25 protein-coding genes and 1 pseudogene are annotated in these 26,496 nt (G+C 71.3%); 10 read left to right on the plus strand and 16 right to left on the minus strand.

Annotated features, from left to right (window positions below; translation table 11 throughout):
- Positions 1–2: 2 nt before the first annotated feature.
- The 3 genes from OG344_RS27250 to OG344_RS27260 all read right to left on the minus strand — a co-directional run bounded on the left by OG344_RS27250 (position 3) and on the right by OG344_RS27260 (position 5,374).
- A complete protein-coding gene (locus OG344_RS27250; protein WP_405085538.1) occupies positions 3–1,370 on the minus strand; it encodes a serine/threonine-protein kinase in 1,368 nt (455 codons plus the stop codon).
- 79 nt (positions 1,371–1,449) lie between these two features.
- Positions 1,450–3,846, minus strand: coding sequence for a DUF222 domain-containing protein (locus tag OG344_RS27255; protein ID WP_405085539.1), 2,397 nt, complete (start codon positions 3,844–3,846; stop codon positions 1,450–1,452).
- Positions 3,847–4,282: 436 nt separating this feature from the next.
- Positions 4,283–5,374 (minus strand): serine/threonine protein phosphatase, encoded by a 1,092-nt coding sequence (locus OG344_RS27260; protein ID WP_405085540.1) that lies wholly within the window; start codon positions 5,372–5,374, stop codon positions 4,283–4,285.
- A gap of 119 nt (positions 5,375–5,493) precedes the next feature.
- On the opposite strand from OG344_RS27260, the pseudogene OG344_RS27265 reads away from it, so the two are divergent.
- Positions 5,494–5,715 (plus strand): annotated as a pseudogene (locus OG344_RS27265) (hypothetical protein); the annotation flags it as partial.
- Here the strand turns inward: OG344_RS27265 and OG344_RS27270 are convergent.
- The 3 genes from OG344_RS27270 to OG344_RS27280 form a co-directional block, all read right to left on the minus strand.
- Positions 5,706–5,939 (minus strand): adenylate/guanylate cyclase domain-containing protein, encoded by a 234-nt coding sequence (locus tag OG344_RS27270; protein WP_405085541.1) that lies wholly within the window; start codon positions 5,937–5,939, stop codon positions 5,706–5,708. The pseudogene OG344_RS27265 and the gene OG344_RS27270 sit on opposite strands and share 10 nt — an antisense overlap.
- Entirely contained in the window at positions 5,936–7,000 is a 1,065-nt protein-coding gene (locus OG344_RS27275) for a hypothetical protein (protein WP_405085542.1), read from the minus strand. The genes OG344_RS27270 and OG344_RS27275 overlap by 4 nt, the downstream gene beginning before the upstream one ends.
- A gap of 90 nt (positions 7,001–7,090) precedes the next feature.
- Positions 7,091–8,839 carry a cellulose binding domain-containing protein gene (locus OG344_RS27280; RefSeq protein ID WP_405085543.1) on the minus strand — a complete coding sequence of 583 codons (1,749 nt, stop codon included), beginning with the start codon at positions 8,837–8,839 and terminating at the stop codon, positions 7,091–7,093.
- Positions 8,840–9,321: 482 nt separating this feature from the next.
- Between OG344_RS27280 and OG344_RS27285 the strand changes: the two genes are divergently transcribed.
- Positions 9,322–9,894 (plus strand): DUF1707 domain-containing protein, encoded by a 573-nt coding sequence (locus tag OG344_RS27285; protein ID WP_405085544.1) that lies wholly within the window; start codon positions 9,322–9,324, stop codon positions 9,892–9,894.
- Between the two features lie 190 nt (positions 9,895–10,084).
- Here the strand turns inward: OG344_RS27285 and OG344_RS27290 are convergent, their stop codons facing one another.
- Genes OG344_RS27290 through OG344_RS27300 form a run of 3 tightly spaced genes read right to left on the minus strand, consistent with a single transcriptional unit; the run spans position 10,085 to position 13,443 of the window.
- Complete coding sequence (locus tag OG344_RS27290) at positions 10,085–10,924, minus strand: ABC transporter permease (protein WP_405085545.1); 840 nt, start codon at positions 10,922–10,924, stop codon at positions 10,085–10,087.
- Positions 10,911–11,840 carry an ABC transporter permease gene (locus tag OG344_RS27295; RefSeq protein ID WP_405085546.1) on the minus strand — a complete coding sequence of 310 codons (930 nt, stop codon included), beginning with the start codon at positions 11,838–11,840 and terminating at the stop codon, positions 10,911–10,913. The genes OG344_RS27290 and OG344_RS27295 overlap by 14 nt, the downstream gene beginning before the upstream one ends.
- A gap of 7 nt (positions 11,841–11,847) precedes the next feature.
- Complete coding sequence (locus OG344_RS27300; RefSeq protein WP_405085547.1) at positions 11,848–13,443, minus strand: ABC transporter substrate-binding protein; 1,596 nt, start codon at positions 13,441–13,443, stop codon at positions 11,848–11,850.
- Positions 13,444–13,562: 119 nt separating this feature from the next.
- On the opposite strand from OG344_RS27300, the gene OG344_RS27305 reads away from it, so the two are divergent.
- From OG344_RS27305 to OG344_RS27315, 3 genes are all read left to right on the plus strand, one after another.
- Positions 13,563–14,534, plus strand: a complete 972-nt coding sequence (locus OG344_RS27305) for a response regulator transcription factor (RefSeq protein ID WP_405085548.1) — start codon at positions 13,563–13,565, stop codon at positions 14,532–14,534.
- Between the two features lie 49 nt (positions 14,535–14,583).
- Positions 14,584–15,399 carry a DUF4253 domain-containing protein gene (locus OG344_RS27310; RefSeq protein WP_405085549.1) on the plus strand — a complete coding sequence of 272 codons (816 nt, stop codon included), beginning with the start codon at positions 14,584–14,586 and terminating at the stop codon, positions 15,397–15,399.
- Positions 15,400–15,606: 207 nt separating this feature from the next.
- A complete protein-coding gene (locus OG344_RS27315) occupies positions 15,607–16,395 on the plus strand; it encodes an SAM-dependent methyltransferase (RefSeq protein WP_405085550.1) in 789 nt (262 codons plus the stop codon).
- Positions 16,396–16,432: 37 nt separating this feature from the next.
- Here OG344_RS27315 and OG344_RS27320 read toward each other — a convergent pair whose 3' ends face one another.
- The 3 genes from OG344_RS27320 to OG344_RS27330 form a co-directional block, all read right to left on the minus strand.
- The gene (locus OG344_RS27320; RefSeq protein WP_405089177.1) at positions 16,433–17,431 is read right to left on the minus strand and encodes a lactonase family protein; all 999 of its coding nucleotides are present in this window, start codon (positions 17,429–17,431) and stop codon (positions 16,433–16,435) included.
- A gap of 136 nt (positions 17,432–17,567) precedes the next feature.
- Positions 17,568–18,311, minus strand: coding sequence for a sensor histidine kinase (locus OG344_RS27325; protein WP_405085551.1), 744 nt, complete (start codon positions 18,309–18,311; stop codon positions 17,568–17,570).
- Between the two features lie 123 nt (positions 18,312–18,434).
- A complete protein-coding gene (locus OG344_RS27330; RefSeq protein ID WP_405085552.1) occupies positions 18,435–19,118 on the minus strand; it encodes a TetR/AcrR family transcriptional regulator in 684 nt (227 codons plus the stop codon).
- 194 nt (positions 19,119–19,312) lie between these two features.
- Between OG344_RS27330 and OG344_RS27335 the strand changes: the two genes are divergently transcribed.
- The 3 genes from OG344_RS27335 to OG344_RS27345 all read left to right on the plus strand — a co-directional run bounded on the left by OG344_RS27335 (position 19,313) and on the right by OG344_RS27345 (position 21,127).
- Positions 19,313–20,335 carry an aldo/keto reductase gene (locus OG344_RS27335; protein ID WP_405085553.1) on the plus strand — a complete coding sequence of 341 codons (1,023 nt, stop codon included), beginning with the start codon at positions 19,313–19,315 and terminating at the stop codon, positions 20,333–20,335.
- Positions 20,336–20,456: 121 nt separating this feature from the next.
- On the plus strand, positions 20,457–20,639 hold the full coding sequence (locus OG344_RS27340; protein ID WP_405085554.1) for a hypothetical protein: 183 nt from the start codon (positions 20,457–20,459) through the stop codon (positions 20,637–20,639).
- A 107-nt stretch (positions 20,640–20,746) separates the two neighbouring features.
- Positions 20,747–21,127 carry a hypothetical protein gene (locus OG344_RS27345; protein WP_327046141.1) on the plus strand — a complete coding sequence of 127 codons (381 nt, stop codon included), beginning with the start codon at positions 20,747–20,749 and terminating at the stop codon, positions 21,125–21,127.
- A 43-nt stretch (positions 21,128–21,170) separates the two neighbouring features.
- Here the strand turns inward: OG344_RS27345 and OG344_RS27350 are convergent, their stop codons facing one another.
- The 3 genes from OG344_RS27350 to OG344_RS27360 form a co-directional block, all read right to left on the minus strand.
- Positions 21,171–21,758: a hypothetical protein gene (locus OG344_RS27350; RefSeq protein ID WP_405085555.1), complete on the minus strand. Its 588-nt coding sequence runs from the start codon at positions 21,756–21,758 to the stop codon at positions 21,171–21,173.
- A gap of 325 nt (positions 21,759–22,083) precedes the next feature.
- Positions 22,084–23,073 (minus strand): Acg family FMN-binding oxidoreductase, encoded by a 990-nt coding sequence (locus OG344_RS27355; protein ID WP_327046143.1) that lies wholly within the window; start codon positions 23,071–23,073, stop codon positions 22,084–22,086.
- 66 nt (positions 23,074–23,139) lie between these two features.
- The gene (locus OG344_RS27360; RefSeq protein WP_405085556.1) at positions 23,140–23,802 is read right to left on the minus strand and encodes a CBS domain-containing protein; all 663 of its coding nucleotides are present in this window, start codon (positions 23,800–23,802) and stop codon (positions 23,140–23,142) included.
- 230 nt (positions 23,803–24,032) lie between these two features.
- Here OG344_RS27360 and OG344_RS27365 point away from each other — a divergent pair, with 230 nt between their 5' ends.
- Together OG344_RS27365 and OG344_RS27370 are read left to right on the plus strand one after the other, a co-directional pair.
- Positions 24,033–24,734 (plus strand): CBS domain-containing protein, encoded by a 702-nt coding sequence (locus OG344_RS27365; RefSeq protein WP_405085557.1) that lies wholly within the window; start codon positions 24,033–24,035, stop codon positions 24,732–24,734.
- A 195-nt stretch (positions 24,735–24,929) separates the two neighbouring features.
- Positions 24,930–25,829 carry a PRC-barrel domain-containing protein gene (locus OG344_RS27370; protein WP_405085558.1) on the plus strand — a complete coding sequence of 300 codons (900 nt, stop codon included), beginning with the start codon at positions 24,930–24,932 and terminating at the stop codon, positions 25,827–25,829.
- A 46-nt stretch (positions 25,830–25,875) separates the two neighbouring features.
- Here OG344_RS27370 and OG344_RS27375 read toward each other — a convergent pair whose 3' ends face one another.
- Positions 25,876–26,454 carry an FxsA family protein gene (locus OG344_RS27375; protein ID WP_405085559.1) on the minus strand — a complete coding sequence of 193 codons (579 nt, stop codon included), beginning with the start codon at positions 26,452–26,454 and terminating at the stop codon, positions 25,876–25,878.
- Positions 26,455–26,496 lie beyond the last annotated feature (42 nt).

A 26,496-nucleotide genomic window follows, 5' to 3' on the forward strand; every position in this document is an offset into this window, starting at 1 on the left:
TCTCAGCTTGCCATGGCCACCAGAAGTTGCGCGGCGGTCGGCCTGCTGCCGGGGTTCTTGTCGAAGCAGGCCGTCAGAGGACCGCGGAGAGATGGCGGAAAGGCCCGCGGATCGGGGGTGTGGTGAAGGATGGCCTGGAATACCTGCATGGTCGTGGTGCCGCCGAACGCCTGGTGACCGGTTGCCGCGAAGAACATGGTCCCGGCCCAGCTGAAGACGTCGGACGGCGGCCCCACACGCGCTCCCGAGATCTGTTCGGGTGACATGTAGGCCGGCGTTCCCTTGATGCCCACGGTCATGGTGACCTGGTCCAGGGCCTTGGAGATACCGAAGTCGATGACTCGCGGGCCGTCCGGGCCGAGCAGCACATTGGCGGGCTTGAAGTCACGGTGGATGACCCCGGCGGAATGGATGGCGTTGAGCGCGGCCGACGTGGCGATCGCGAGCCGGATCAGGCTGTCTTGGTCAAGCGGTCCCTGTCCCCGCACGAGGCTGTCGAGAGAGGGGCCCGGAACGTACTCGCTGACGATGTAGGAGGTGTCGCCCGCCACTCCGGCGTCGATGATCCTGGCGGTGGAGAACTGCGGAACGCGTTGCGCCGCGGCGACCTCACGCATGAAGTCCTCACGTTCCTTGGTACCCCCGCGAAACCGCTCATGCAGGACCTTGATAGCGACCCGGCGGCCGTCACCGGTCGTCGCGGCGTAGACCGCGCCCTGCCCGCCCTCACCCAGTCTCTCGCCCAGAAGGTACGGCCCCAGCATGCCCGGGCCCGAATGCCCGCCCTGCCCACCGCTCGGCGTGGCGGACGGAGCCGAGCGCGCCGTGCCCCAGGGATCCCACGTCGCCGGACCTGCCGTGTGCAGCGGGCGTGTCGCCACAGATCGCGTCGGTACAGTTGGCGTCGGTACCGCCGGCTGCTCCCGTGGGCGGAAGACCGCGGTCCGCAGGAAGAACGCGTGCATGGTTCCGCCGATCCACAAGCCGCAGAACCAGAGCCACATCGCGATCGTGTCGCGGGTCTGGTCTTCCGGCGGGTGGTTGACGCCGGGGGCGACGACCACGATGACGATGAAGAGGACGACATAGCCGCTGGCGGCGAGCCACGTCCTATACCTGGCGAGCCGCACGGCGGCGGATCCGATGATGAATACCGTCGCTATTCCGAACGTGATGAGCGGAGTGAGCGCCCAGATGATGCTGAGCGTCCGCCGGGTGCGGGACAACGGAATCGTGGCGGGATGAGCAGGGGGCACGTTGGCATGATAGGGAAAAATCTTCGCAGCGGCTCCGGCCTCGATCACATGGTATTTGTCCGCGACGACGGGCCGGAAATCGGTGACCGATATGAGCGGCATCAGTTCTATCACGGCATCCAGGGGGCTTATATGTCCGAATCGACTAGCGATGCGGCCGACGGCTCGGCCTCTGCCCACGAACCTCTCTCCTTTATGTCCTCGCTCGCCGGGTGCTGCTGCGGGGGTTGCGGTAGGTGAAGGCCCAGCGGTCGTCGCCGATCTTTCGGCGGGTGTAGCGGGTGGGATGGCGGTAGCGGTCGCGGTTGTGGAACTGGCACGCCGGCCCGAGCAGCTTCAGGTCGGTCAGCCCGCCGCTGCACCAGTCGTCGCAATGATCGATCTGGCACATCGTGGCGGGCAGGGGGCAGCCGTCCACCCAGCAGGTGGCGTACCGGGCGAAGACCGCCCGCCGCTGGGCCGGGGTGGCCAACCTGACCTTGCGGCCCATGTCCAGGACCTGCCCGGCGGCGTTCATCACGATCCTCACCAGGGTGCTGCTGCGGGCCAGCCGGTGCACGCTGGAGGCGGGCAGCAGATGCCCGGTCGCCAGGATCAGCCCCGGCAACCCCCGCAACAACACCCCCGGCGGCGCACTCACCCCCACCCCTGGCGGCGCATCGGCTTCCACCCCCGCCCAGGCATCACTCTCCGCCCGGGCATCACTCTCCGCCCGGGCATCACCCTCCGGTCGTGCATCGCCTCCCGGCCACGGCGGAGCGTCTGGGCCCGCCCCCGGCCAGGAGTCGCCTCCCGGCCAGGTGTCTCCGCCGTGTTCCGCACCCGGCGGAGCGCCGGGGTCCGTGGCCCACGGGGCATCGGCTCCCGCCCCCGGCATCCCGCTCGGCACCTCACCGGGCGCGAAGGTAGGCCGATAGCCCCCCGCCGCACCGTCACCAACAGGACAGCCGCCATCAGAGCAGCCGCCATCACGGCGGTCCCCATCGGGACAGGCGGGAGCGCGGCACTCCCCCGGGCGGTCCCCCAAACGGTCGCCGCCGGGGCAGCCGTGGGCATGGCAGTCCCCGGGACAGTCCCCACTGGAGGCGTCTTCGCTGGGCATGCCAGGGGCGCCGTCGCGGCAGGTGGGAGCGTCCGTGGCAGGGTCCTGTCCGATGGGCGCGTCAGCCCGGTGCTCATCGCCCCGCATCGGCGCATCGCTGGCCAACCGGTCACCGTCGCACTCGCACCGCCCACTGTCGCGCCCCGGAGCATCACCGGCGCGGGGCTCGCCGCCGGGGTCGGCGGCGGGGTGATCGGCTGTGGGGTGATCGGCTGTGGGGTCGGTGTCTGCGGGGTCGGTGCCTGCGGGGTCGGTGCCTGCGGGCTTGCCGTCGTCGCAGGGAGTGCCACTCGGAGGGTCGTCGGGAAGGGACTCGGCGTTGACCAGCACCAGAAGCTCAGTCACGATCTTGTTCTCCAGGAACGCGATCAACGCGTCCGCGTTCCGCACACTCAACGGCCGGTCATCACCCTCAGCCCTCGGCCGGGCATACACATCCAGCATGTGCTGCAACCGCGCCGCAACCTCCACCGGCAGGTAGAACTCCCCCTCCAACCCACCACCCCTACGCCGGCGCACCCGGAAGAACCGGCGATCGAAATCCGCCTGCTCGTCCTTCTCATGCCCGTCAGGGTCCAGCACCGCCCGCAGATACCGCCCCGCCTTGGCCACCTCCGCCGCACCCGCCGAGTTCGCCAACTCCAGCAGAATCGCCTCAGCGGTCGTGGCCTGGTCGTCGGTCAGCCCTGCGGTGGCCGTGCAGATCGCCTCCACGATCCCCTCGGCCAGGCCACCCTCCGCGAACAGGCGGCGGACCTTCGGCAGACGGGGCAGCTCCATGCTCATCGTCAACAGGCGCCCCGCCCCCGCCGGCGTCATCCCCCCTGCAGAGCGCAACCACAACTTCGTGGACGCATGCCCATGGCTCTTCGCCTCCCCCACTCGGTGAACACGACCGACCCGGGCCGCCAATGCCGAAGTGATCCGATCCCGGGCCGCAAGCAACTCCTCGGCCTCGGCCAGACACACACGCGCGTCCTCAGGCACCGGCACCAACGCCACCGCCCGCGCCGCCTCACCAACCGCCGCCACCGCCACCCACGACGACGACCCCGCACCGGAAACACCACCACCGGAACCGCAGAAGGCCCCACCAGAGGCACCATCAGGCGCGCTGCCGACGTCCCAACCATCCCCGACGGCGTCGCCCTCGGCCCTGGCGCCTCCCTCAGCGGCGTCCTGATCCTGGCCCGAGTCACCCGGGCCAGCGCCAGAGGCACCGTCAGGCGCGCCCATGGGAGCACTGGTGGGAGGAGCACCGACAGTGGCACTGCCACAAGCGCTACCCGGAGCGCCGTCGTGAGCCGCCAGCTTGTCGATGCGACTCACGTGCTCGCGCGGCTCGGGAACGACGATCGGGACATATTCACGGGCGGCCGAAACCTCGGAAGACCACAGCGGTGAGCCAGCTGTCAGCCGGTCCCACCAGTCGGCGTCCTCGCCAATCGAATGACGAGGGCGGTCAGAATCGCTATCGAACAGGTCCATTGCACCTCCTCCGTCGATTCGAAAGCATGTATGAATTCTCCCATGCCGAGCTGTCGCAGGCACTGTTGCGCTGATGATTTGTTGGCGTCACAGGTGGGTTGCCTACCTGGGGTCGCAGCCGACGTCTCGGCGCTGGGCCGTCCGGTCACCGAGCAGGCTGCTCCGCGCGATGAACGAGTCGGTGCTGTCCGCCTCCTACGCAGCCGCCGGGAACGCGACCGCGAGCGCCCGCGCGCACGACAACGCGCTCCGGCTGGCCGCAGGACCCATGCGCGAGGGAGATCCGGCGTACCTGTACTGGATCTCGCCCTCACGTAAAGGCATTGGACACCACGTTGCGGACCCGCGGCCTCCCGAGCAGGTGAAGCCGGCGGCGGACGCCAACGAGCGGGTCCCCGTCGATCGCCTGCCCGACACCTCCACCGGCACCGCAGGGTCAGGTCATCGCGCTCAGGGCGCGTTCGATCTTCTCGCTCGGATACGGCGTCGTCCTACCGGTACCGAACAGGTCCCAGTAGAAGTCGTTCATGGCCGCTGCCACGGGTGCGTACCGGCGGATCGCTGCGGCGACAGACGGCGGGGCACCAGCCGGGTCCGCGCCATCCGCGCACGTGCGGACATATTCGTTGCGGCGTACCGGTGCGCCGTTTCGCGACTCCCTCACCCCGCAGATCGCGCTGACGAGCCAGTTGACCAGCCGCATCATGGCGTACCCGAGATCGTGGGTTCGGTTGCGCTCCAGGAACAGGATCTCCTGCGTGGACAGGTCGAACCGCGGGGAGACCGCCAGTCCGAGGTCGGCGATGTACAGGCGTTCACCGTCGGTGAGAATGTTGCCGAAATGAGCGTCGAAGTGCATGAGCTTCTGTGCGTTCATGAAGGCCACGTCGGTGAGCATGCACGACTCCACCATGGCGCTTGCCGCTATCGCAGCGTCCTGCCCGGCGGCGAGCTGAGCGGCGAGCCAGGTGTCGAGGTTGTAGGGGATGAACTCCTGAAACAGCACGACGCTGGCCGAGGCCCGGGCCACGGCGTGGAGACGATCCCGAACCGCCGGCGACCCATGCCAGTACTGCACAACAGCCTCGATGTCGGCGTGCTCGTCGCCGGGTGGCGGCGCTCCTGGCAGCACCCGCCAGTGATACAGCAGCGGAAAGGCCGCACTTCGCCCGGCCAGGACCCAGTTGGTCGTCATGACGTTGGCCGCGAGTTCACGCCACGTACCGAAGCCCGGCCCGCCGATTCCGTACTGGCAGAACGGAGGCAGCCCGAACAGGTTCGCAGTGGACATCACGTTGCCCGGGCGGCGCTCCAGGTCGGTGAGTGGGACTCGCTTGGCGAAAACCGGCACGCCGTCGATGGCCAACAGCGCCGAGGTACCACCGATCCCCGAGCCCAGAATCTGCGCCCGCTCCAGTGACTCGCCAAGCTGCCGGTCGCTCTGCAACGCCAGCGCGCTCGCGACATCGCCGTATCGGTGGATGCGCTCACTCTGCGACATGTTCACCGGTGCGTCTGGCAGGGCCAACGGCAGACACCCTCCGTGACGACTTCACGTGTTGCCGACGTCTTCGCGCTCGATCCACACTGTAAGCCCGCTGCGCCTGTATCGGTTCACACACGGCCGGTGAGAAGCCTCGTCGCGCCGACCCAGGGCGTCGCGCAGCGCGAGACGCGATGAGAGGCGGCACGGACGCCAAGTGGTTCGCCAGGATCGGCATCCGGGGGTACGGCTTCGCACCGCTGCTGCTACCGCCCGGCCTCGACTACTTCGGCATGTTCCACGGTCTGGGCGAGCGGGTCCCCGTCGAGGGCCTGGAGTTCCGCGTCCGCGTCCTCGACCGCCTCCTCGTAGGCGATCAGCCCTGATAGAAGGCCATGTCCACGCCGGAGACGGTGTGCCGGACGAGGGTGAACCCGTCCAGGCCGACGTACGCGCCGACCGCCTCGCTGAGGCAGACCAGCCCGGGAGCGGCGAGATCCTGCGCCATCTTGGACGCCAGGTTCACCGGCGCGCCGGCCACGTCCCACCCGCCGCCGGGCGTAAGGCCGGCCAGCACCGGACCGGTGTCCACCCCGATCCGGCAGGTCATCCCGGCCTCGGCCAGGGCGGCCGCAGGTCACGGGCGAAGCGTGCCGCGGCGGCGGGCTCGTCGAACAGGTAGATGCCCAGCGGGCCGGCGACCTTGACGGCGCCCACCGGTGGCAGGAGACGCAGCCCGGTCTCGCGCATGGAGACCGACAGATCCAGCTCCCGCAGGATCGCGGCCTCCGAACCGCCGTCCTCGTCCCCGGCACCGGCGTCCGCCTCGCCGCGCTCGGCCAGGACCACCGTCCGCTCGCGCAGGTGCCGCCCGGCCAGCGTCGCGGCGAGCCCGGCGTCCTCCGGGTCGCGCTCCAGGCGCAACAGGTCCTTGTAGAAGGCGGCGGAGTACGGGATCGGATACCGCGCCCCCTCTCCTGACGCCCCGTCGCCGGACGCGGCCTCGGCGGCGGCGGCGCGCGGGCCGTCGAGCACCCGGTAGACGGTGCGGAGCGGGCCACTCGGGGCACCCGGCACGCCCTTCCTGCGCAGGACGAAGGAGTGACCCGCCGGCAGCCGCTCGGTGACCGCTTCGGTCACCGCGATCTCGCCGCCTTCGGTGTGGTTCTCCGCGAGGATCTCGACGGAGTCGGCTTCCGCGCCGTACAGGCCGCCGTCCAGGTCATAGAAGCTTCCGTGGTGGACGCCGACGCCGATCCGGACCCGGCAGCGGCGGGCGATCTCGTCCTGCGTCCGCAGCAGGGCCGACAGCAGCACGTCGGCGCCGATCGAGGCAGGATGGAACATCTGCGCGTTGTCCGCCGCCCAGACGCCGACCGCCCGGCCTCCCGCCGCCCTTCCGTACGCGTGCAGGAGACGTTTCGGGCCGTCGATGATCGCCAGCACCTCCAGCAGGCCGAGGCTCCGGCTCAGTCTGGTCAACCCGGCCGAATCGGACACCACGCTGTATCCGGTCGTGACGTGCACGCCGAGCACCCGCCGCGCGTCGGCGACGGTACGGCCACCCGCACGCCAGCGCTCGACCAGCGCCATCGGCAGGCCCGGGGCCGCGCCCCTGGCGAGGTCGTCGGCACCCGGGTCGTGCCCGGGCACCGGAGTGTCGGGGATCATACGCGAACGCTACTATCCGCTGACGGCTAGTAGCGTTCGGTTATGCGGCCTTGGTTGGAGCTGCCGGATCGAGTCTCAGGCTGACAGGGGTCAGGGGCTGGTGCAGGTGGCGGTGGGGGTGGCCGCGGTGCCGTTGGCGGTGAAGCCGAACGTCGTGGACCCTCCCGCCGCGATCGAGCCGTTGTAGGACTCGTTGGTGACCGTCACCGAGGAACCGGACACGCTCTGCCGGCCGTTCCACAGGCTGCTGATGGTCTGCCCGCCCGGCCAGGTCCACTTCACGGTCCATCCGTTGACCGCCGAACTGCCCGCCTGCACCGTCACCTCGGACTGGAACCCGCCACCCCAGCTGTTGACCGTCTTGATCGTCGCCGAGCACGCCCCGCCCACCGACGGCGAAGGCGAAGGCGAGCTGCTGGGAGAAGGTGACGGCGAGCTGCTCGGCGAGGGTGACGGGGACGGAGACGAGCCGTCGGGGGGCAGGAGGGTGATGGTGAAGGTGTCGTCGACGGCGGTGTGCGGCAGGTTGACGGTCGTGCCGTTGTTCGACAGGGTCACCACCGTGTTCTGGACGGTCACCGGGCCGGTGACGGCGCCGCCGCCGTTGTAGGGGACGCGTTCGACGAGCACGCGCACCTGGTTGTTCTGCACGACGCCGCTGGTGGTGTCCAGCCGCTGCAGGTTGACCGCCACGTTGCCGGTGGTGCGGCCGCCCCCGACCAGGATCTTGGCGTTCCCGCTCGCCTTGGTAGCGAAGGCGTCGTAGTTCGAGCTGGGGGTGACCGAGGCGATCTGCCCGGTCTGGGAGCCGTAGAAGCGGTAGACCCACCACTCGCCCTTCGGCGAGTACTGGCCTGCGGAGTTGTGGGTAAGGAGATTGGCCAGGTCGTTGTGCAGGTTGCTGCCGCCGGCCCAGTTGGCGCGGAGGCCGTCGGCCCCCGCCCGCTCCAGGCGGGCGATGTACCAGGCGCCGTCGGCCGGGTTCTGCTCGTTGGACGCGCCGTACTCGTTGATCTGGTACGGGCGCGGATGCGCGATGCCCCGCGAGTCGAGGCTGGTGTTCGCGGTGGCCACGTTCGCGACCGGGTCGCCGGGCAGCGAGTGCCAGCTGACGATGTCGGGCACGACGTTGTTGGCCTTGACGTAGTCGAGGTACTGCGTCCACCAGCCGCCCGTGGACGGCACGCACGCGCAGCTCGGCCCCACGATCAGCTGGGACGGGAACGCGGCCCGGATGCGCTGGTAGGCCCGCTTCCACATCTCGAAGTACTGCGACTGCGTACGGTTCCAGAACAGGGTGATGTTGGGCTCGTTCCACAGATCCCACTGCACCGGGACACCGGTCGCCCGCACGTCGTCGATCAGGCGGGTGAGGAAGTTGTCGTAGTCGGTCCAGTTGCCGTTGTCGCCCGGGAAGCGCGAGATCGCATAGCCGTCCGCGCCCCACAGGTCGTGCACCAGCAGCACGAACTCACCGCCCAGCGAACGGGTACGCAGGAGCTGCGCCCGGGTGGCGTTCCACCGCCGGTCGTACTTGCCCGACACCCATCCACCCGGGCCGTCCAGCTGCGCGCCGCCCGCACGCATAAACCGGTACTTCACGTCCGTGAAGAAATGGTCGGGCGGATTGGCGCCGTTCTCCGTCATGCCGTAGATCCACCCCGACGCCCGATAGGTGGGGGAACCGCTCCCGGCGGAGAAGTTGACCGCGATCGACTCGTCCGCCGCCTGGGCCGGCCCGGCGGTCGCGACGACGGACGCGGCGACGAGCGCCGCGGCCGACAGCAGCGCGGCCAGGCTGCGGCGGCGCCTGTGCCACCGGCTGAATCCGATGTTCACTCGTGACTCCTTCGACGGAAGGGGTGGGGATGGCGGGACGGGCCGTGTCCTGGAAACCGCGGCGTCTCCACCGGTCTCATTGAATCGATTCGAGAGAGAATCCTGTCAAGGAGATCGCGAACCGTTTCGACGATGATGGTCAGGCCTCCGTGGCTGTCGGCCTGCGGCGACGGACGACCTGAGGCCGGATCGACTCACCGACAGGGGATGAAATGTTCATCGACGGTGGAAGAACCGATTCGACAGTGATCCACGGATTCTCGATCCGCCGGCCCGCCCAGAGGGCTCAGCGCAGGCGGGGGTCAAGGGCGTGCTCCTGACCCCCCGCCGGTCGGCACGTGCGAGCGACAGTTCCCAGGTTCTGGCCAGGACATCGCGATTGGTGCCGCACGCCGGGCGTGTGGGCAGATTCACCCCTAACGTCCCCCCTAAAGCTCCACAGGCCCAGCAACGGGGAACGGCCACATCATTACAGTGAAGATATGTCTGGTGAAATGGCGCCCGGTCGGGGCGAGCTGCGCGCGTCTGACAAGGATCGAGAGCAGATCGTGGAGCTGCTACGAGTCGCCGCCGGAGACGGCCGGTTGAGCGCGGACGAGCTGGACGAACGGCTCGAAGCGGCGCTGACGGCGCGTACGTACGGGGAGCTCGACGCGCTGCTCGCGGACCTTCCGGGGGCCGGACCGGCGTTGGCGCGCGGTGTCGCGGCCACTCTTCCGAAGGAGTTGACGCGGATCGCGGTCGGCAGCGCGAGTGCGAAGCGCGACGGCGATTGGGTGGTGCCGCAGCGCATGCAGGTCGAGTGCAAGAGCGGATCCGTCGTTCTCGACTTCACCGGTGCCGTCATCACGTCACCCACGTTGGAGATCGAGGCGTCGGTGGGCAGCGGATCGGTGACGCTGGTGGTTCCGCCGGACGTCCTCGTGGACGTCGAGGATGTGGCGGTGGGCAGTGGCAGCGTACAGAATCGCACGCGTGTCGCCCCCGGCACCCCGGTTCGGCTACGCGTCCACGTAACGGGGAAGGTCGGCCCGGGCAGCATCACCGTGCGATAGCCAGGGCCACCCGCAGCAGTTTCCGGCAATGGATGCCGCGGCGTCCGAGGCCGGACAACCCACTCCCCCGCTGACGATTCGGGCAGCCCTCGGGCATGCGGGCCTTTTCCGGGGCCCGGGTCCCGGGGCTCGCCCGAGCGGTAGGTGCCGGGCGGTGTGCGGTGCCGGCTCGCTCGCTGTGCGCCACGAGTCAGCGCAGGCGGGGGTCGAGGACGTCGCGGACGACGTCGCCCAGCATGAGGAAGCTCAGCACGGTCGCGGTGAGGAACAGCGCCGGGAAGACCAGAAGGTGCGGGTGCTCGGCGAAGAACGTCTGCGCCGTGTTGAGCTGCAGGCCCCAGGACACGTCGGGGTACTGCAGGCCGACGCCGAGGTAGTCGAGCGTCGCCTCGCCCGCGATCACGTTGCCGACGTTCAGCATCGCGACCACGAAGACCGGCGCGACCGCGTTGGGCAGGATGTGCCGGACCATCAGCCTGCGGTCGCTCGCGCCCAGCATGCGGGCGGCGGCGACGTAGTCCATGTGCTTGATCGCGATCACCTGGCCGCGCATCAGGCGGGTCATCGTCGTCCACCCGAGCAGGACGAGGACCAGCGTCATCGCCCACATCCCGTGGTCGGGGAAGGCCACCAGCACGACCGTCGCCCCCAGCACGAAGGGGATGCCGAGGAACACGTCGGTGGTCCGGGAGATCAGCGCGTCGGCGAGACCCCCGTAGAACCCGCCCACGAGCCCGAGCACGATGGCGATCAGCAGGGCGAACACGGTCACCGCGACGCCGACCACGATGGACGCCCGGGTGCCGTGCACGACCTGCGACCAGTAATCGCAGCCTTGCAGGTCGTACCCGAACAGCGCGCCGGTCCGCGGGCCGCGCTTCGACATCCGCAGGTCGCAGCGCTCGTTGGGACCGAGCGCGGCGAACAGCCCGGGGAAGGCCGCCATCGCCGACGCGACCAGCAGGACGGCGGCGGAGAGCCAGAAGACCACCCGGCCGCGCAGTTCCAGCCAGGCGTCACGCGCGAGCACGGCGGATCCTCGGGTCGAGCACGCCGTAGAGCAGGTCGACGGCGAGGTTGGCGGCGATGAAGACCATGACGAGCAGGGTGACGACGCCGACGACGACCGGGCCCTCCTGGAGCTGGATCGACTGGAACACCTGCTGGCCGATCCCGGGCAGGTTGAAGATGCCCTCGGTGACGACCGCGCCCGCCATGAGGTTGCCGAAGTCGACGCCGAGGAAGGTCACGACCGGGATCAGCGAGTTGCGCAGCGCGTGCAGCCCGACGACCCGCCGCCGCACCATCCCCTTCGCGGTCGCCGTACGGACGTAGTCGGCGCGCAGGTTCTCCACCAGCGAGGTGCGGGTGAGCCGGGCGATGTACGCCAGGCCGAACGAGCCGAGCACCATGCCGGGCAGCAGGTAGCTCCCCGGCCAGCCGTCGTCGGTCCCCGCGGTCGGGAACAGCCCCAGGTTGAGGCCCAGCACGATCTGGGCCGTGTACCCGACCACGAACACCGGGACCGCGATGACGAACGTGGTGCCGGCGAGGACCGCCGTGTCGGCGGCCCCGCCCCGGCGCAGCCCGGCGAGGACGCCGAGGCCGATCCCCACGACGAGCTCGAAGACCCAGGCGGTCAGCGCGAGCTGCGCGGTGACCGCCCACCGGTCCTGGAGCAGCTCGCTCACCGGCTGCCCGGTGAAGGTCTCCCCCAGGTCGCCGTGGAACACCCCGAGCATGTAGTGGCCGTACTGCACGAGCAGCGGCTCGTCGAGGTGGTAGCGCTGCCGCATGACGGCGAGCACCTGCTCGGGCACCGGCTTGTCGCCCGCGAGCGCCAGCATCGGGTCGCCGGGCAGCGCGAACACCATCGTGTAGATCAGGAAGGTGGTCACGACGAAGACCGGGACCGCCTGCGCCAGGCGCCGCGCGGCGTATCTCACTCCCGCGTCACCCCTGCTTCACGCTGATCGCGTAGAGGTTCTTGCTGTACGGCGTCACGTCCACACCGCTGATCCGGGTGGAGAAGCCGACCTGGTTCTGCCAGTTCCACAGCGGGATCATTGGCATCTCGGCGAGCGCGACGTCCTCGGCCTTCTGGTAGAGCGGCAGGCTGGCGTCGAGACCGGGCGCCGAGTCGGCCTGCTTGATCAGGTCGTCGAACTCCTTGTTCTCCCAGCCCATCCGGTTGCCCGCGCCCCACATGTACTCCAGGTAGTCCTGCGGGCTGGGGTAGTCCATGACCCAGTTGTTCCGGTACGGGCCGTCCTCCTTGCGCTCGCGCAGCGACGACAGGTAGTCGGAGGCCGGGACCTTGCGCAGCTTGATGTCGGAGATCCCGAGGTTCTGCTTGAGCTGGTTGGCGACGGCGGTCATCCACTGCTCGTAGCTGGGGTCGGCGTTGGAGAACCACAGGGTCAGCGTGCCGCTGAACCCGCCGGCCTGGTCGAACAGCGCCTTGGCCCCGGCCGGGTCGTACGCGCAGGCCTCGCCGCAGGCGTTCTCCCGGTAGCCGGGCACCAGCGGCGCGAGCAGCGACGCCATCGGCTTGAACGCGCCGTCGTAGACGGCGTCCACGATGGCCTTCCGGTCGATCGCCATCGAGAACGCCCGGCGCAGGTCGCGGCTGGCGAACCGCTTGTCGAACGTCGGGAAGCCGAGGTAGTCCATCGTGCCGTCGGGGGTCCGAAGGAACCGGTCGCCGAGCAGCCGCTGCGCCTCGGCCGTGCTGGCCGGCGGGATCGTGGTCAGCAGGTCCACCCGGCCGGCCCGCAGGTCGGTGTAGGCGGTGTCGCGGCCGGCGTAGATCCTGAAGGTGACCGCGCCGGCCTTCGCCCGGCGCTCGCCGTTGTACGACGGCGACCGCTTCACCTTGATCTGCCGGTCGTGCTCCCAGGCGCCGTCGAGGACGAACGGCCCGTTGCCGACGGGCGCCTGGTCGTACGCCTTGAGGTCGGCGAACGCCGCCTTCGGCATCGGCGCGAACGCGATGTAGGCCAGCGTGATCGGGAACTGGCTGAACGGCGCGGTGAGCGTGACCTCCAGGGTGTGGTCGTCCACGACCTTGAGGCCGCTCAGCCTGTCGGTGGAGGGGTCGCCGTTGGCGGGGTTGAGCTTGTCGTAGCCTTCGATGTTGGCGAAGTAGTAGTTGTTGGTCCAGCCGTTCGGGCCGTACGCGGTGGCGTTCCAGGAGTCGGCGAAGCTCTGGGCGGTGACGGGCTCTCCGTCGCTGAACACGCCCCCCTGCCTGATCTTGATCGTCCAGACCTTCTGGTCGGTGCTGGTCACCGACTCGGCCGCGCGCATCACCGGTCTGCCGCCGGCGGCGTCGATGGAGACCGGGGTCTCGAAGAGCGTGTCGAGCACGGTGATCGAGTAGTCGCTGGACGTGTTGCCGGGGGTGAGGTGGTCGGGCTCGGTCAGCGCGACGGAGAAACGGTCGGCGTCCGCGCCCTTCGCGCCGCCGGACGAGGATCCCCCGCAGCCGCCGCTCAGCATGATCGCGGCCGCGGCGAGGGCGGCCGTCCGGCTTCTCGTGACCCGCACTGTGCTCCGCCTCTCGGTGGTGTTGCGGGTGAGGGTAGGAAACGGGGCCGCCGTCGGCATCGGAGACTTTACGTATTGCTCGCGGGATCTTTACCGGGCAGTCTGAGCGTGGAGGATCGATGAACCCAATCAGCCTCAGCGCGCGCGGCCTGCACGCGGTCGCCGAGCTGGGCTTCCAGGTGGCCCGGCAGGGGGCGCACGGGGCGATGACCGCGCTGGGCGAGGTCATCCCCGTGGAGGCCTACGAGTTCGTCGCGTTCGACCCGGCGACGGGCCGGCACCGCTCGCTGGTCTCGGCCGGCTACACCCGCGTCGACGACGACGCGGCCGAGGAGTACGCCGGGCTCGACACCTACCGCCGGGCGATGTCCGCGCGCACGCCGGTCGTCATGGGCTCTCCCGGCACCGAACGCTACTTCCGCCGTCATCTGGAGCCGTACGGCTGGCGCTATGGCATCACCACGCCGCTGTTCCTGACCGGCGGGCGCTACACCGGCCTGCTGCACGTCGGCTCGCGCGCGGACCTGCCGCCCGAGGCGCCCGCGGTGATCGGCGCGGTGTCGCCCGCCCTGGCCCACCTCACCGACGTGACCCGCTGCGTGGTCGATCCCCTCGGCCTGCCGCCGGGCTTCCACGCGCTGTCGTTCGAGCGCGGCGGCCGGCGGCGCGACGTGGCGGGCTGGCCGCCCTCGCGGGCCCTCGCCGCCGAGCCGGCCATGGCGGACCTCGCGCGGGACTTCATCGACTCGCGGGAGCTGTCCCGCCGCGGGCTGTGGCTCGACGGCACGGGCCAGTGGCGGGAGATGCGCCTGCACCGGGCCGGCGTCGGCTTCCACGGCTCGATCCAGGGCGCGGTCGTCGCCGAGCGCCCCTGCGCGCTGCCGTACGACCTGACCACCCGGGAGATCGAGGTGCTGACCCGGGTCGCGCGGGGCGACTCCAACCCCCAGATCGCCGCCGCGCTCGTGCTGAGCGTGCGCACCGTGACCACCCATCTGGAGCACATCTTCGCGAAGCTCGGCTGCGACAGCCGTACGCGTCTGACGACCAAGGTTCTCGCCGAGGGACTGGGCCGGCTCGACATCGCATAATGATCGCCCTGGCGGGACGCGCCGGGGCCAGGTCCGACATTATTGGCGCATGTCGGTTCACGAGCGTCGGCGGCTCCCCATGGGTCTGGAGCTGCTGTTCGGCGACGGCGGCGACGGCCGGGTGCTGTCCGCCGGCCTGCCGTCGGGGTCCCTCGTGTGGCCGGACCCCGACTACGACAGGATGCGCACCCACCACCGCCCGTCGTTCTGGCTGAGCGACGAGCCGGTGCCCGCCGGGCTGTGGGCCCGGCTGCGCGCCGAGCACCCCCGCTCGGGCCTGTGGCCGGTGCTGCTGGAGGACGGCGTGCAGCCCTGGGCGGCCGGGCAGATCGCCCCCGACTCGCCCGATCAGGTCGACTGCTTCAGCGCGGCCGCGTTCATGGCCGAGGCGTGGCAGGACCTGCTGCTGGGCCACGAGGCCTACCTCGCGCCGTTCGGGGCCGAGTGCCCCGGGCCCGCGCCTCCCGCCCAGCCCGTGGCCGACCCGGACGTGGTGGCCGACTGGTACGCCGACATGCTCGCCGAGCGCATGACGCTTCTGGGCCTGACCGCGGTGGGCCGCGGCGCCGACGCCATGGTCGCGATCGGCTGGCAGGGGGCGCTGCACCACAACGAGTGGACCGTGCCGCTGGCCGCCGTCGTGCGCAGCTGGGAGGAACGGTTCGGGGCGCGGGTCGTCGGCATGGGGTTCAACACGCTCGACCTCAGCGTCGCCGCACCGCCCGCCACGCCGGCGCACGCGTTGCACGTCGCGGCGGAGCACTGGACGTTCTGCCCCGACAGCGTCCTGCAGGGGCCGGGGACGCTGGCCGACTACGCCGAACAGCTCGTGGGCAGCAACGCCTGGTCATTCTGGTGGGACTAGCAGGCTTTCGCGGATTTCCAGAGTGATCGGCATCCGACACAACGAACTTACCGGAATAATCATGCTTGGTTGATCTGGAGCAAGGGAGGCCGAGTGGACGGCGCGGAACTGGGTGGCCCGGACTCGGGCGGCCCAGACACGGGTGGCCCAGACACGGGTGGCGCGGAGTCAGGGGGCCGGGAACCGGGCGACTCGTGGACCGCAAAGGTGGCGGGCCTCGACCCCAGCCGGGCCAACATCGCGCGGATGAGCGACTACCTGCTCGGGGGCAAGGACAACTTCGCCGCCGACCGGGAGTTCGCCGAGAGCCTGATGGCCATCGCCCCCGAGGTGAAGACGATGGCCGTGGACACCCGGACGTTCCTCGAACGGGTGGTCCGCTTCCTGGTCGACCAGGGCGTGCGGCAGTTCCTCAACGTGGCGTCGGGGCTGCCGACCCGCCGCAACACCCACGAGGTCGCCCAGGAGCTCGCGCCGGACGCCCGGGTGGTGTACGTGGACGACGACCCGGTGGTGCTCAGCCACGCCCGGGCCCTGCTCGCCCGCACCCCCGGCACCGGGGTGGTCAAGGGCTCGATCCTGCGCCCGGCGGAGATGCTAACCGACCCCGAGATGCTCCGGCTCGTCGACTTCCGGCAGCCGGTCGGGCTGCTGATCCCGGCCCGGTTGCAGTATCTCCCGGACTCCGCCGAGCCGTACAAGTGCGTGGCCCACGTGCGCGACCACCTCGCCCCCGGCAGCTACCTGGCCGTCGGCCACGCCGTCTTCGACAGCCGTCCCGAGCTGACCGGGCCGATCGTCGAGCTGTTCCGCCAGATCGTGACCCGGGCCGACGACGTGCCGCGGACCAGGGAGAAGGTGCTGCGCTTCTTCGACGGGACCGAGCTCGTCGAGCCCGGTCTCGTCTACATCCGCCAGTGGCGACCGGAGACGAAGGAGAGCGCCGCGCGGGCCCAGCGGGTGTGGATCGTCGGCGGCGTCGGCCGCGTCCCCTGACCGTCCCGGCGCCTGCCGGGGCCGTACATCATCACTGTCAGCGGACGAGCACGCACGAGGGGGTGCCCACAGCCAGCGCCTGGCCCCCGTGCTCCGGCAGCCCCTCCTTCAGCCCCAGCGCGACGACCACGTCCGACCGCTGGCAGGCCACGTAGAGACGGTCGCCGTCGATCGCGAAGTGCCGGGGCCACCGGCCCCCCGCGGGCGCCTCGGCCACCATCGTGAGCCGCGGCCCGTCGACGGCGAAGACGGCGACGGTGTCGGGTCCCCGGTTGGCGACGTACAGGTGACGGCCGTCGGCGGACAGGGCGATGTGGGACGGCAGGTTCTCCCCCTCCGCGCCGCTCGCCCGGACCGTCCCCGCCTCTTGCCAGGAGGCGTCGTAGACGCGCACGGTCCCGTCGAGCTCGCCGGTGACGTACCAGTGTCCCTCGTGGTGCAGGAAGTGCCGGGGGCCGCTGCCGGAGACCAGCCGTACGGCGCCCTCGGGGTGCGGGCGCATGCCGGGCAGGAAGCGGCGGACCTCGTCGGTGCCGAGGTCGGTCACGTACAGGACGCCGCCGGGGCCGAAGACGGCCATGTGGGCGTGCGGGCCCTCCTGCCGTTCCGGGTGGGGGCCCCGGCCCTCGTGCGGGAACGTCAGCGGGCCGGGCTCCGGCATGCCGTCCTCCCCCAGCCGGTACGCCGTGACGGTCCCGTCGCCGTAGTTGGCGATCACGAGCCACTCACCCCGGTCGTCGAGCGCGAGATGGCAGGGCAGCGACCCGCCGCTCGGGTGCTCGGCCAGCAGGCGTGGAGCGGCCCGGTCCGCGCCGGTGGCGAGGACCGCGAGGCCGCCCTCCCCTTCGCGTTCGAGCACGGCGTAGAGCAGCGGCAGGCGGGGGTGGCCGGCGACGAAGGACGGCCCGGACACGGCCGTCTCGGCCACCGGCTCCAGCCGCCCATCGGCGTCCGGCCGGGCCACCGTCAGGCCGGGGCCCGATCCCTCCGTGTCGGGCGTGTATCCGCCGATCACCAGGTCGCCGGGTCGGGGCATCGTCACTCCAGGGGGATGAGTCGGGCCGGTCAGTGATCGAATGCTATCGGCGCGGCGGCCCTCGTCCGTCAAGAACCCGTCAGGCGGCGGGTCAGATGCCCCGTCAGGGGTGCTGTCAGGCGGCCCTGAGAGCCTGTCAGGCGGCGGGCAGGCGGAGCACGAACCGGGCGCCGCCCGAGGGCGCCTCCTCGACCTCGACGCTGCCCCGGTGGGCCTCGGCGATGACCCGGGTGATCACGAGCCCGAGCCCGCCGCCGTCGTGGTCGCGGTGGCCGCCGAGCCGGGTGAACCGCTGGAACACCCGCCTCCGGTCGGCCTCGGGGACGCCGTCCCCGTCGTCGTCCACCAGCATCCGCGCCACGCCGCCATGTCGTGACACCTCCACCAATACGCCGCAGCGGGCGTACCGCTGGGCGTTGTCCAGCAGGTTGGTGAGCACCTGGCGCATCTGCTCGCGTACGGCGCTGACGTTGACCTGGCCGGACAGGCGGACCGTGACCGGGTAGGGATCGCGGCGCGAGGCGACCTCCCGGCCGACGAGGTCGCTCAGGTCGACCAGTTCGCGCCCCTCGTCGCCGGCCTGCCGCCCGGTCAGCAGGAGCATGCTCGTGACCACTGCCTCCGTCCGGTCGAGGCTGGGCAGCAGGCGCTCGGTCAGCGACGCGACGTCGGCTCCGGCGTCCTGGGCGGCGTCCTCCAGTTCCAGCCGTACGGCCGTGAGCGGGGTGCGCAGCTCGTGCGACAGGTCGGCGGCGAACCAGCGCAGCCGGTCACACTCGGCCGCGAGGGCCTTCCGCGCGCGTCGTTCCATCATCGTGGCGGCGGCCGCGTACACCAGCAGGCCCGCCACCGCGTACGCCGAGATTCGCTTAGTCAGCATCAGAAAGCCCCGTACCCCTATCTCTTCGTTAGACCTATACGACAAGAAGGGTTATGGGGTTGCAGCGACGCATTTTTTACCTGAAAGCAGACACAGAGGAAGGAAACGGTCCGATTCCTGCGCTCAAGAGTCGGCCCGGCTCGCATCGGCGCCGTAGCGGAGCCCGTCGACGAGCAGCCCGACCATGCGCCTGCTGAAAGCCGCCCCCTCGCCCGCCATGGGCAGGCACAGATTGGCGACGGCGTGGAGAAGGTCCTCGGGACCGACGCCGGCGCGGATCTCACCGCTCGCCGTCGCGGCGTCGAGCAGGGACCCGAGTGCGGGCCCCAGCCGTCCCATGAAGTAACCCGGCAGGGCGTCGAACGCCGGATCGCCCGAGTGGAGGGCGGCGGCGAGCCCACGCTTGGTCGCGACGAACTCGGTGTACCGGTGGAGCCACCGGTCGAGCGCCTCTCCCGGCCCGTGCTCCGCCATCAGCGCCGGGGCCGCCTCGGCGCAGGCGTCCACCTCACGCTGGAACACGGCCTTGACCAGGTCCGAACGCTGCGGGAAGTGCCGGTACAGCGTGCCGACTCCGACACCGGCCAGATCGGCGATCTCCTTCGCGGGCGCATCGACGCCCGAGCCGGCGAAGACGGCTTTCGCCGCCGTGAGCAGGGAGTCGATGTTGCGCTGCGCGTCGGCGCGCAGCCGGCGCGGCGCGCGTCCAGGCACGCCGCCCCCCATGGTGCCGCCCGCGCCGCCCGTGCTGCCGGTCGAGCCGGGTGCGGCCGCCACCGTGTGCTCTGCCGGCGTGTGCTCCGTCACGGCCCTCCTCCGCTTGCATAACCGGAAAGACTTTCCGTATAGTCGTTCCGGAAAGCCGTTCCGCTTCGCTTCAGGATACGGCACGCCCCCGGCGTCCCACGCCCGGCCTGCACACCCCTCTGCCTGCACACCCCCCGCCTGCACGGCCGACGGCCACCGCCCGGTCACCGCCACCACTCGTCAGGAGTCACCGCATGCGTTACCGAACCCTGGGCCGCACCGGCATCAAGGTCAGCCCCTTCGCCCTCGGCGCGATGATGTTCGCCACGTCCTTCGGCAACCCCGACCCCGACGACTCGATCCGCATCATCCACAAGGCACTGGACGCGGGGATCAACTTCATCGACACCGCCGACGTCTACGGCGACTCCGAAGAGGTCGTGGGCAGAGCGCTCCAGGGACGTCGCGACAACGTCGTCCTGGCGACCAAGATGAGCCGCCCGATGGGCGACGATCCCAACCGGCAGGGCGCCTCGCGGCGCTGGGTCATGATCGCGGTCGAGAACTCGCTGCGCCGTCTGCGGACGGACCACATCGACCTCTTCCAGATCCACCGGCCGGACCCCGACACCGACGTCGAGGAGACGCTCTCCGCGCTCACCGACCTGATCCGCAGCGGGAAGGTCCGTGCGATCGGATCGTCCACGATGCCCGCCTCCGACATCGTCGAAGCGCAGTGGGTCGCCGAGCGGCGCGGCCTCGAACGGTTCCACACCGAGCAGCCGCCTTACTCGATCCTCAACCGGGGCATCGAGAGCGAGGTGCTGCCGGTCGCGCAGCGCTTCGGGATGGGCACGCTGGTGTGGAGCCCGCTCGCGCAGGGACTGCTCACCGGCCGCGTCCGCAGGGGGCAGCAGAACGACCTGCGCCGCGCGGGCCTCTTCCGGCACCTCAACGACGAGCGCCGGCACGACGCCGTCGAGCGGCTCATCCCGATCGCCGAGAAGGCGGGGCTGCCGATGACCCACCTCGCGATGGCGTTCGCGATCGCTCATCCCGGCGTGACCAGCGCGATCATCGGACCGCGCACGATGGAGCACTTCGACGACCTGCTCGCCGGCGTCGACGTCACACTCACCGACGAGATCCTCGACCAGATCGACCAGATCGTCCCGCCCGGCACCGACGTCGGCGCGCTCGACCAGGCCTACCGGCCCCCGGCCCTCCTGCGCCCGGACCTCCGCCGCCGGCCGGTCGCCGAGCGCGCCGCCGCCTGACCGCGCCCCCGCGCCGCCGATCCCACCCGCCGCCGGTCCCCCTCGGCATCGGCCGGAAAACCCACGACGGAACCCGAACCGCCTGCTGACGCTGTTCGGGGCGGAGCACGGCCTCGGCGGCGTGTCCATGTACGACGGGGCGGAGACGACCGACGAGAACCCCGAGCGCGTCGCCGCGCTGCGGGCGCTCGTCTGGGCCTATCTCCGCACCACGCTCTACCCCGGCGACTCCGCCTGGGCCGACGCGACCGCCGCGCTGAACGCCATGCCCGAACCGCTGGGCAGGGTCGGGTCGAAACGGTAATTTCCTTTTCCCCGCTCCCCCAAGGCGCATGTCTCGCCCCAATAGTGCGGGTACGAAACATATGTCGCTTGTGTCTGCATAGTGCCGGATATGTAGGAGGTTTTTCGGTGGTGCCTCTCCGCGCGGAAGCTCTCCGATCCGAACCGGTCCCGCCGGTCCTGCGCCTCGGCGTGGCCGCACTGCTGGCCGCCGCGGCGGCCGGGGTCACCCTGGCGGCGCCGGCTCCGGCGGACGCCGCGACGGCGCACCGCCACCGGCCGCGCGCGGCCGCGGCCAAACCCGGTCCCGGCGTACGGCAGGTGGCCCGTGGCTCCCGGACCCACGCGCGGGCCTACCGGTCCGGCAACGGCCGGTACAACCAGAACCTCGTCGGCGTCTACACGCCGTCATTCCTGGGCGGCCCGCAGCAGAGCACCGTCACCAACGCCGGGCGGAACAGCGTGCAGAACGCCTCCGGAGGCGGTGACGTCTGCCAGTTCATGCGCTGACCAAGGCCGATGATCGCCTCACCGGCCTCACTGGCCTCGCCGGTCAGATGCGGTGCCTGCGCCACCGCTGGTCGGCGTCCGCCCAGGCGGCGTCCCACGCCCGGTAGCGGGCGCGGTCCAGCCGCCGCCGCGCGAGGACGAGACAGGCGGCGGCCAGTGCGAGGGCCGCGGCCATGACGCCGAAGGCGGCGAGCCCCGCCCTGGCGGTCATCTCGGCGCGGTGCGGCGGCGGCGTGGCCGGTCTGCCCTCGCTGTCGATCCACAGCCGGGCCCGGGGCCCGTCCCGCAGCAGGAGGGCCGCCGGCACCATGCCTTCGCGGACCCCGCCGTCCGGCAGCGGCCAGCGCGCCGCCGTCGCCCCCAACAGGACGTGCGCGTCGGCCGCGCTCGCGGTGGCCCCGCCCGTCAGTGTCGCCTCGACCAGGTGCCGCGCCCCCGGCCCCGCCGCCGCGGGCCCGCCGCCGTACGCCGCGCGGGCGGCCAGCGCGGCGGGCCACACCGCGAGCAGGACGGCGAGCAGGACGGCCGCCACGAGCCCCGCCTCGACCCGGTCCGACCGGCGGCGCAGCGGGTTGCGATCGGGCCGGTAGCGGCGCAGCCCCGCCACGACCCAGCGGGCGATCGATCTCATGGCACACCTCCCACGCATGGTCCTCACGCCACCGCCGGCCCACAAGAGTGAGCCCCCAGAGTGAGCCCCCAGAGTGAGCCCCCAGAGTGAGCCCTGAAGGGTCGCCGCCGGAGGTCCGGCGGACCGGACGGCGTGGGCGGAAACTCGGGCGGGCCGGCGGTCCGTCTCCACTGCCCACAGCCCCGCCTTCCACGCATGCGCAGACCACACGGAAGTGAGGGAATCTGGCTGGAAAAGCACCCAGACCGCGCATGCCCGATCCATGCAGGCACCCGCTCGCGGCGGGCAGCGGAGCACGGCGCACACGGCACGCGGCGGCGGAGGCTCACTCCAGAATGTCGGAAGGGGCGCGCCGGACGCTTTCACTCTCGTCGAGGACGAAGCCCATTCTCATGATCATCTGGGGTGCCTCACCGGAGCACAGGTGCCTGCGGATGAACTCGCGCAGCTCGCACATCTCCAGCGCCTGGGTGTGGAAGGCGACGCTCACCCCGTACGCGGAGGCGTGCAGCAGCATCCGCTGCAGTCCCTCCCCCGCGATCAGCCAGTCCTCCCGGGCGTCGCCCGGCGTGCTGAGCAGCGCTACGAGACCGGTCGAGGTGGACACCCGCTCCTCGGGGGCCGCCCCCCACTCCTGTCCCCTGCTGTAGTCGCGGGACGCGAAGTGCTGCGGGTAGGTCCGCCGGGGGTCGGTCGGGTAGCCCGCCACCGGCACGCCGTCCCGCCGCGCGCTGCCCGGAGGCCGGGCCCAGCGCGTGAGTTCGAGCACGAACTGCCGGTCCTGCGCCTGCACGTCCTGGGCGGCCCCGGTGAGCGCGGCGAGCACCCGTGCCGGAGCGTCCGATTTGACGGGCGCGAGGTGCGCCCCCTCGGCCGCGGCCTCCCGTACGAGCGCGTCGGTCAGCGGGTCGGGGATGGGCAGCGCGGTGAACCCGGCCCGGTGGGTGCGGCGGCGCTGGACCTCCCCGTACAGCAGCCGGGTGTGCTCGCCCGGTTCGCGCCCGGGCCGCACCCGCACGGTGGCCAGCAGCATCGGGCCCTCAGGACTCGGCAGCCGGCGCACCTCGGGCTCGTACCCGAGCGCCATCAGCGTGATCCGCACGTTGAACAGCGCGGCGCCGCAACTGATGGTCATCTGCCGGCCGGTGGGATCGGAGACGCGCAGCCTCCGGTCCGGGTCGGCGCGCAGGCTGATCTCGTCGCCGGAGACGGCGAACGACCAGGGCTGGGTGTTGTGGATCGACGGCGCCCACAGGGCGGCCTCCACGGCCTCCCGGGCCGCCTGCGCGATCCCCTCAGATGTCCGAGTGTTCACGGTGTTCCCCCCTCGAAGGGCGCGTACGGGCCCGGCCTCGGAAGCGCCGTGCCGCAGCAGGCCGCGCTACAGCAGCGGCGGCGCGATGAGCAGGTCGTCGACGAGGAAGGCGAGGTCGTCGGCGTCGACCTCGACGACGCCCTCGACCCGGCGGACGGTGTGCAGCAGCGGCCTCACGACTGATCTGCGGGGCACCTGCCCCCTGATCGTGACGACTCCGCCGGAAACGGCGACGTCGAGGTCGCCGAGGTCGAGATCCATCCGGCCTGCGACCCGCTCGATCTCGGCCCGGATCTCCGCCGCGGGCCGCGCGAAGACGCGCAGCAGGTCGCCCTGGTGGACGGTGCCCACGATGCGGCCGCTCACGGCGTCGATCACCGGGAGTTGCTTGACCCGGTTGCGGTGCATCAGCCGGGCCGCGTCGCGCACGGGAGTGCCGCCGGTCACCGTGATCGCCGGTCGCGTCATGATCTGGCCGGCGTTCGTGCCCGCCGCCTTGCGCTGCTCCACGCGCCTGCGGGGACCGCCGAACATGTGCTCGCCCAGGTCGATCTCCTTCAGCAGCATGTCGTCCTCGGAGACCACCCCGACCGGGCGCCGGTCGGCGTCGATGACCGTGACCGCCCCCACGCCGTACCGCCGCATGGTGGCGACGAGATCCGCGAACGACGCGTCCATCCGCACCGCGATGGCCACCTTGCCCATGACATCCTTCACCTTCGCCGTCATGACGACGCCTCCCGTCTCTCCAGGCCAGCGTGCCCCGCCCGCGTTCCCATGGGTGAGCGGTGAAGGTCCCGAGTGGGCGGGACTTTCGGCCACCGATCCCTCCGGAGGCGGGCGCGCCCCCACCGGGGAGGTGGCGAAGGGCCCGGCCGGGAGGGTCGTCGGTCCCTTCGCGCCGGGTCCGCGGCGCGATGCGATGGGAGATGAAAGGACACGTCGGGAAGGAGACGGTCATGCACATGAAGGTGCGGGATGTCATGACGAGTGAGGTCGCCTCCGTCAACGGCAGCACGCCGTTCCGCGACGTGACCGAGATCATGATCGCCCATGGGATCAGCGCGGTGCCCGTCGTGGACGGCGAGGGCCACGTCATCGGCCTGGTCTCCGAGGCCGACCTGCTGCGCAAGGAGGAGTTCCGCGAGCAGTTCTACCGCGAGGGCTACCGGCCGCCCCTGCGGGCCCGTCTCCGCGAGGCCGTGGGCCACCGAGCCGTACGGACCCAGGAGCGGGCCCGGGGCGTGACCGCGGCCGAGCTCATGTCCGCGCCCGCGTTCACCATCCGGCCGTACACCAGCGTGGTCACCGCGGCCCGCCTGATGAGCGGGCACGGCGTCAAGCGCCTGCCGGTCGTGGACGACGAGGACGTGCTCGTCGGCATCCTCAGCCGCCACGACCTGCTCAAGGTCCTCGCCCGCGGCGACGCCGACATCGCCCGGGAGATACGGGAGGACGTCATCGGCACCTGCCTGTGGGCCGACCTGTCGGGCGTCGAGGTCTCGGCCGAAAACGGAGTGGTGACCCTCGCCGGCTCCGTCGGACGCCGCTCGCAGGCGCGCGTCCTCACCCGGATGGTCGAGCGGACCAACGGCGTGATCGGCGTGGCCGACCGCCTCGAATGGAAAGAGGATGACCTCGGCCCCTGGGCGGGACACTGACCACCGCCCTGGCGGGAGGACGAATTCTCCGCCGGGTTCCATGCCGCGGCGGTCGCCGCTCACCTGGGCCGACGCGGATGGAGGACGAGTACGGCGGAATCGCGGGCGCCTGTGTTTTTCCGTGGAAGTGGTTTTCATCGGCCGATCCGCGGTAGCCAGACAAGGACCGATCAAGCGAGAGACAAGGAGAAGCACGTGATCACTCACGAGCAGATCCCCATGGTGCTCGACCACCCGGTCCACGACTCGATCGGCGACAAGATCGGCGACGTCGCGCACGTTTTCCTGGACGACGCGACCGGCCTGCCGAAGTGGCTCTGCGTGAAGACCGGCCTGCTGCACGCCAAGCAGACCTTCGTTCCCCTCCACGAGGCGAACGTGACGGCCGACGGGATCGAGGTCCCGTACGACAAGGAGCACGTCAAGAACGCCCCCGACGTCGACCTGGAGGAGGGCGGGCACCTGTCCGCCGAGCAGGAGCGCCTGCTCTACCGCCACTACGACATGGGCTGGGACGAGGCCTGGGAACGCGCCAACGAGCCCGGCAGCCTCACCGGCTGGGCCGAGACCGGCGGGCGGCGCGAGCGTGAGCGCCTGGACCGCCCCGGCGAGACCGCGGACCGCGCCGCCGACGGCACCGGCTACGCGGGTGCGGGGACGGACTACGCGGTGACCCACCGCGGGGAGCGGTACGGCACCGACGACCCGTCGCTCGGCTCCATGGACCGTCTGGACGCCGAGATCCCCGGCACCCGGCCCGGTGAGCCGCTCGCGCCGCGCGACCCGGCGACCCGCTCCGGCGAGCTTTTCGGCGGCGGCGACACCGGCGTCACCTCCAGCGAGCCGTACGACATGGACGACCCGGCGGCCAGGTCACAGGAGCGGTTCGAGGGCGGCGACCCGGTCAGCGACTCCGGGGAACGGTTCGCCGGCGACGCCGGCACCCGCGCCGAGAAGCGCTTCGACGCCACTCCGGACATCCGCGCCGGGCAGCGTTTCGGCACCGACGCGAAGAACCGCGACCGCTACGACGAACCGGACGCCGAGCGGGGTGGGGACGAGCGGGACCGCGACGAGCGGGACCCCGGCCTCTGATCCCGGCTCCGGTACGGGCGTTGGCCCGTCACAGCCCCGCTGCCCCTCAGTGCGAGCGGTCGCCGGGGGCCGAGAGGGGGTCGTCCTCGATCACCTCGCCGCGCACCACCCGGCCGCGGGAGCCCTCCCCGCGACCGGATCGCGCCTGACCGAACCCTGCCTGACCGAACCCTGCCCGGCCGGGTGCCGCCGGGTCCGGCTCCACCTGGCCGAACAGCGGCGCGTACGGCGAGCGGGCGGCGAGCGACCGCACCCGCCGGCCGAGGAACCACGACAGCCACCGGCGGGCGATCGGCCGGGTGAACGGCAGGATCACGAAGAGCCCGAGCACGTCGCTCAGGAAGCCGGGGGTCATCAGCAGGGTGCCGCCCGCGACGATCATCGCGCCGTCGGCGAGCTCACGGTCGGGCATCCGTCCCGACTCGGCGGCGCTCCGCAGCGCGGCCCACGCCCGCCGTCCCTCCCGGCGCACCAGCCAGGCCCCGATGAGGCTGTCGGCGATGAGCAGGGCGACCGTCTGCCATCCGCCGATCACGCTGCCCACCCGGATCAGAAACCAGATCTCCAGGACGGGCACCACGAGGAACCCCAGGAACAGCCCGATCCGCACCATTTCTCGCCCCACTCACCCCGGCACCCGTACGTTGCGGTCAACGTCCCCACGGCC

It is taken from the genome of Microbispora sp. NBC_01389, from assembly GCF_045040095.1.
In the GTDB taxonomy this organism is placed as follows: Bacteria; Actinomycetota; Actinomycetes; order Streptosporangiales; family Streptosporangiaceae; genus Microbispora.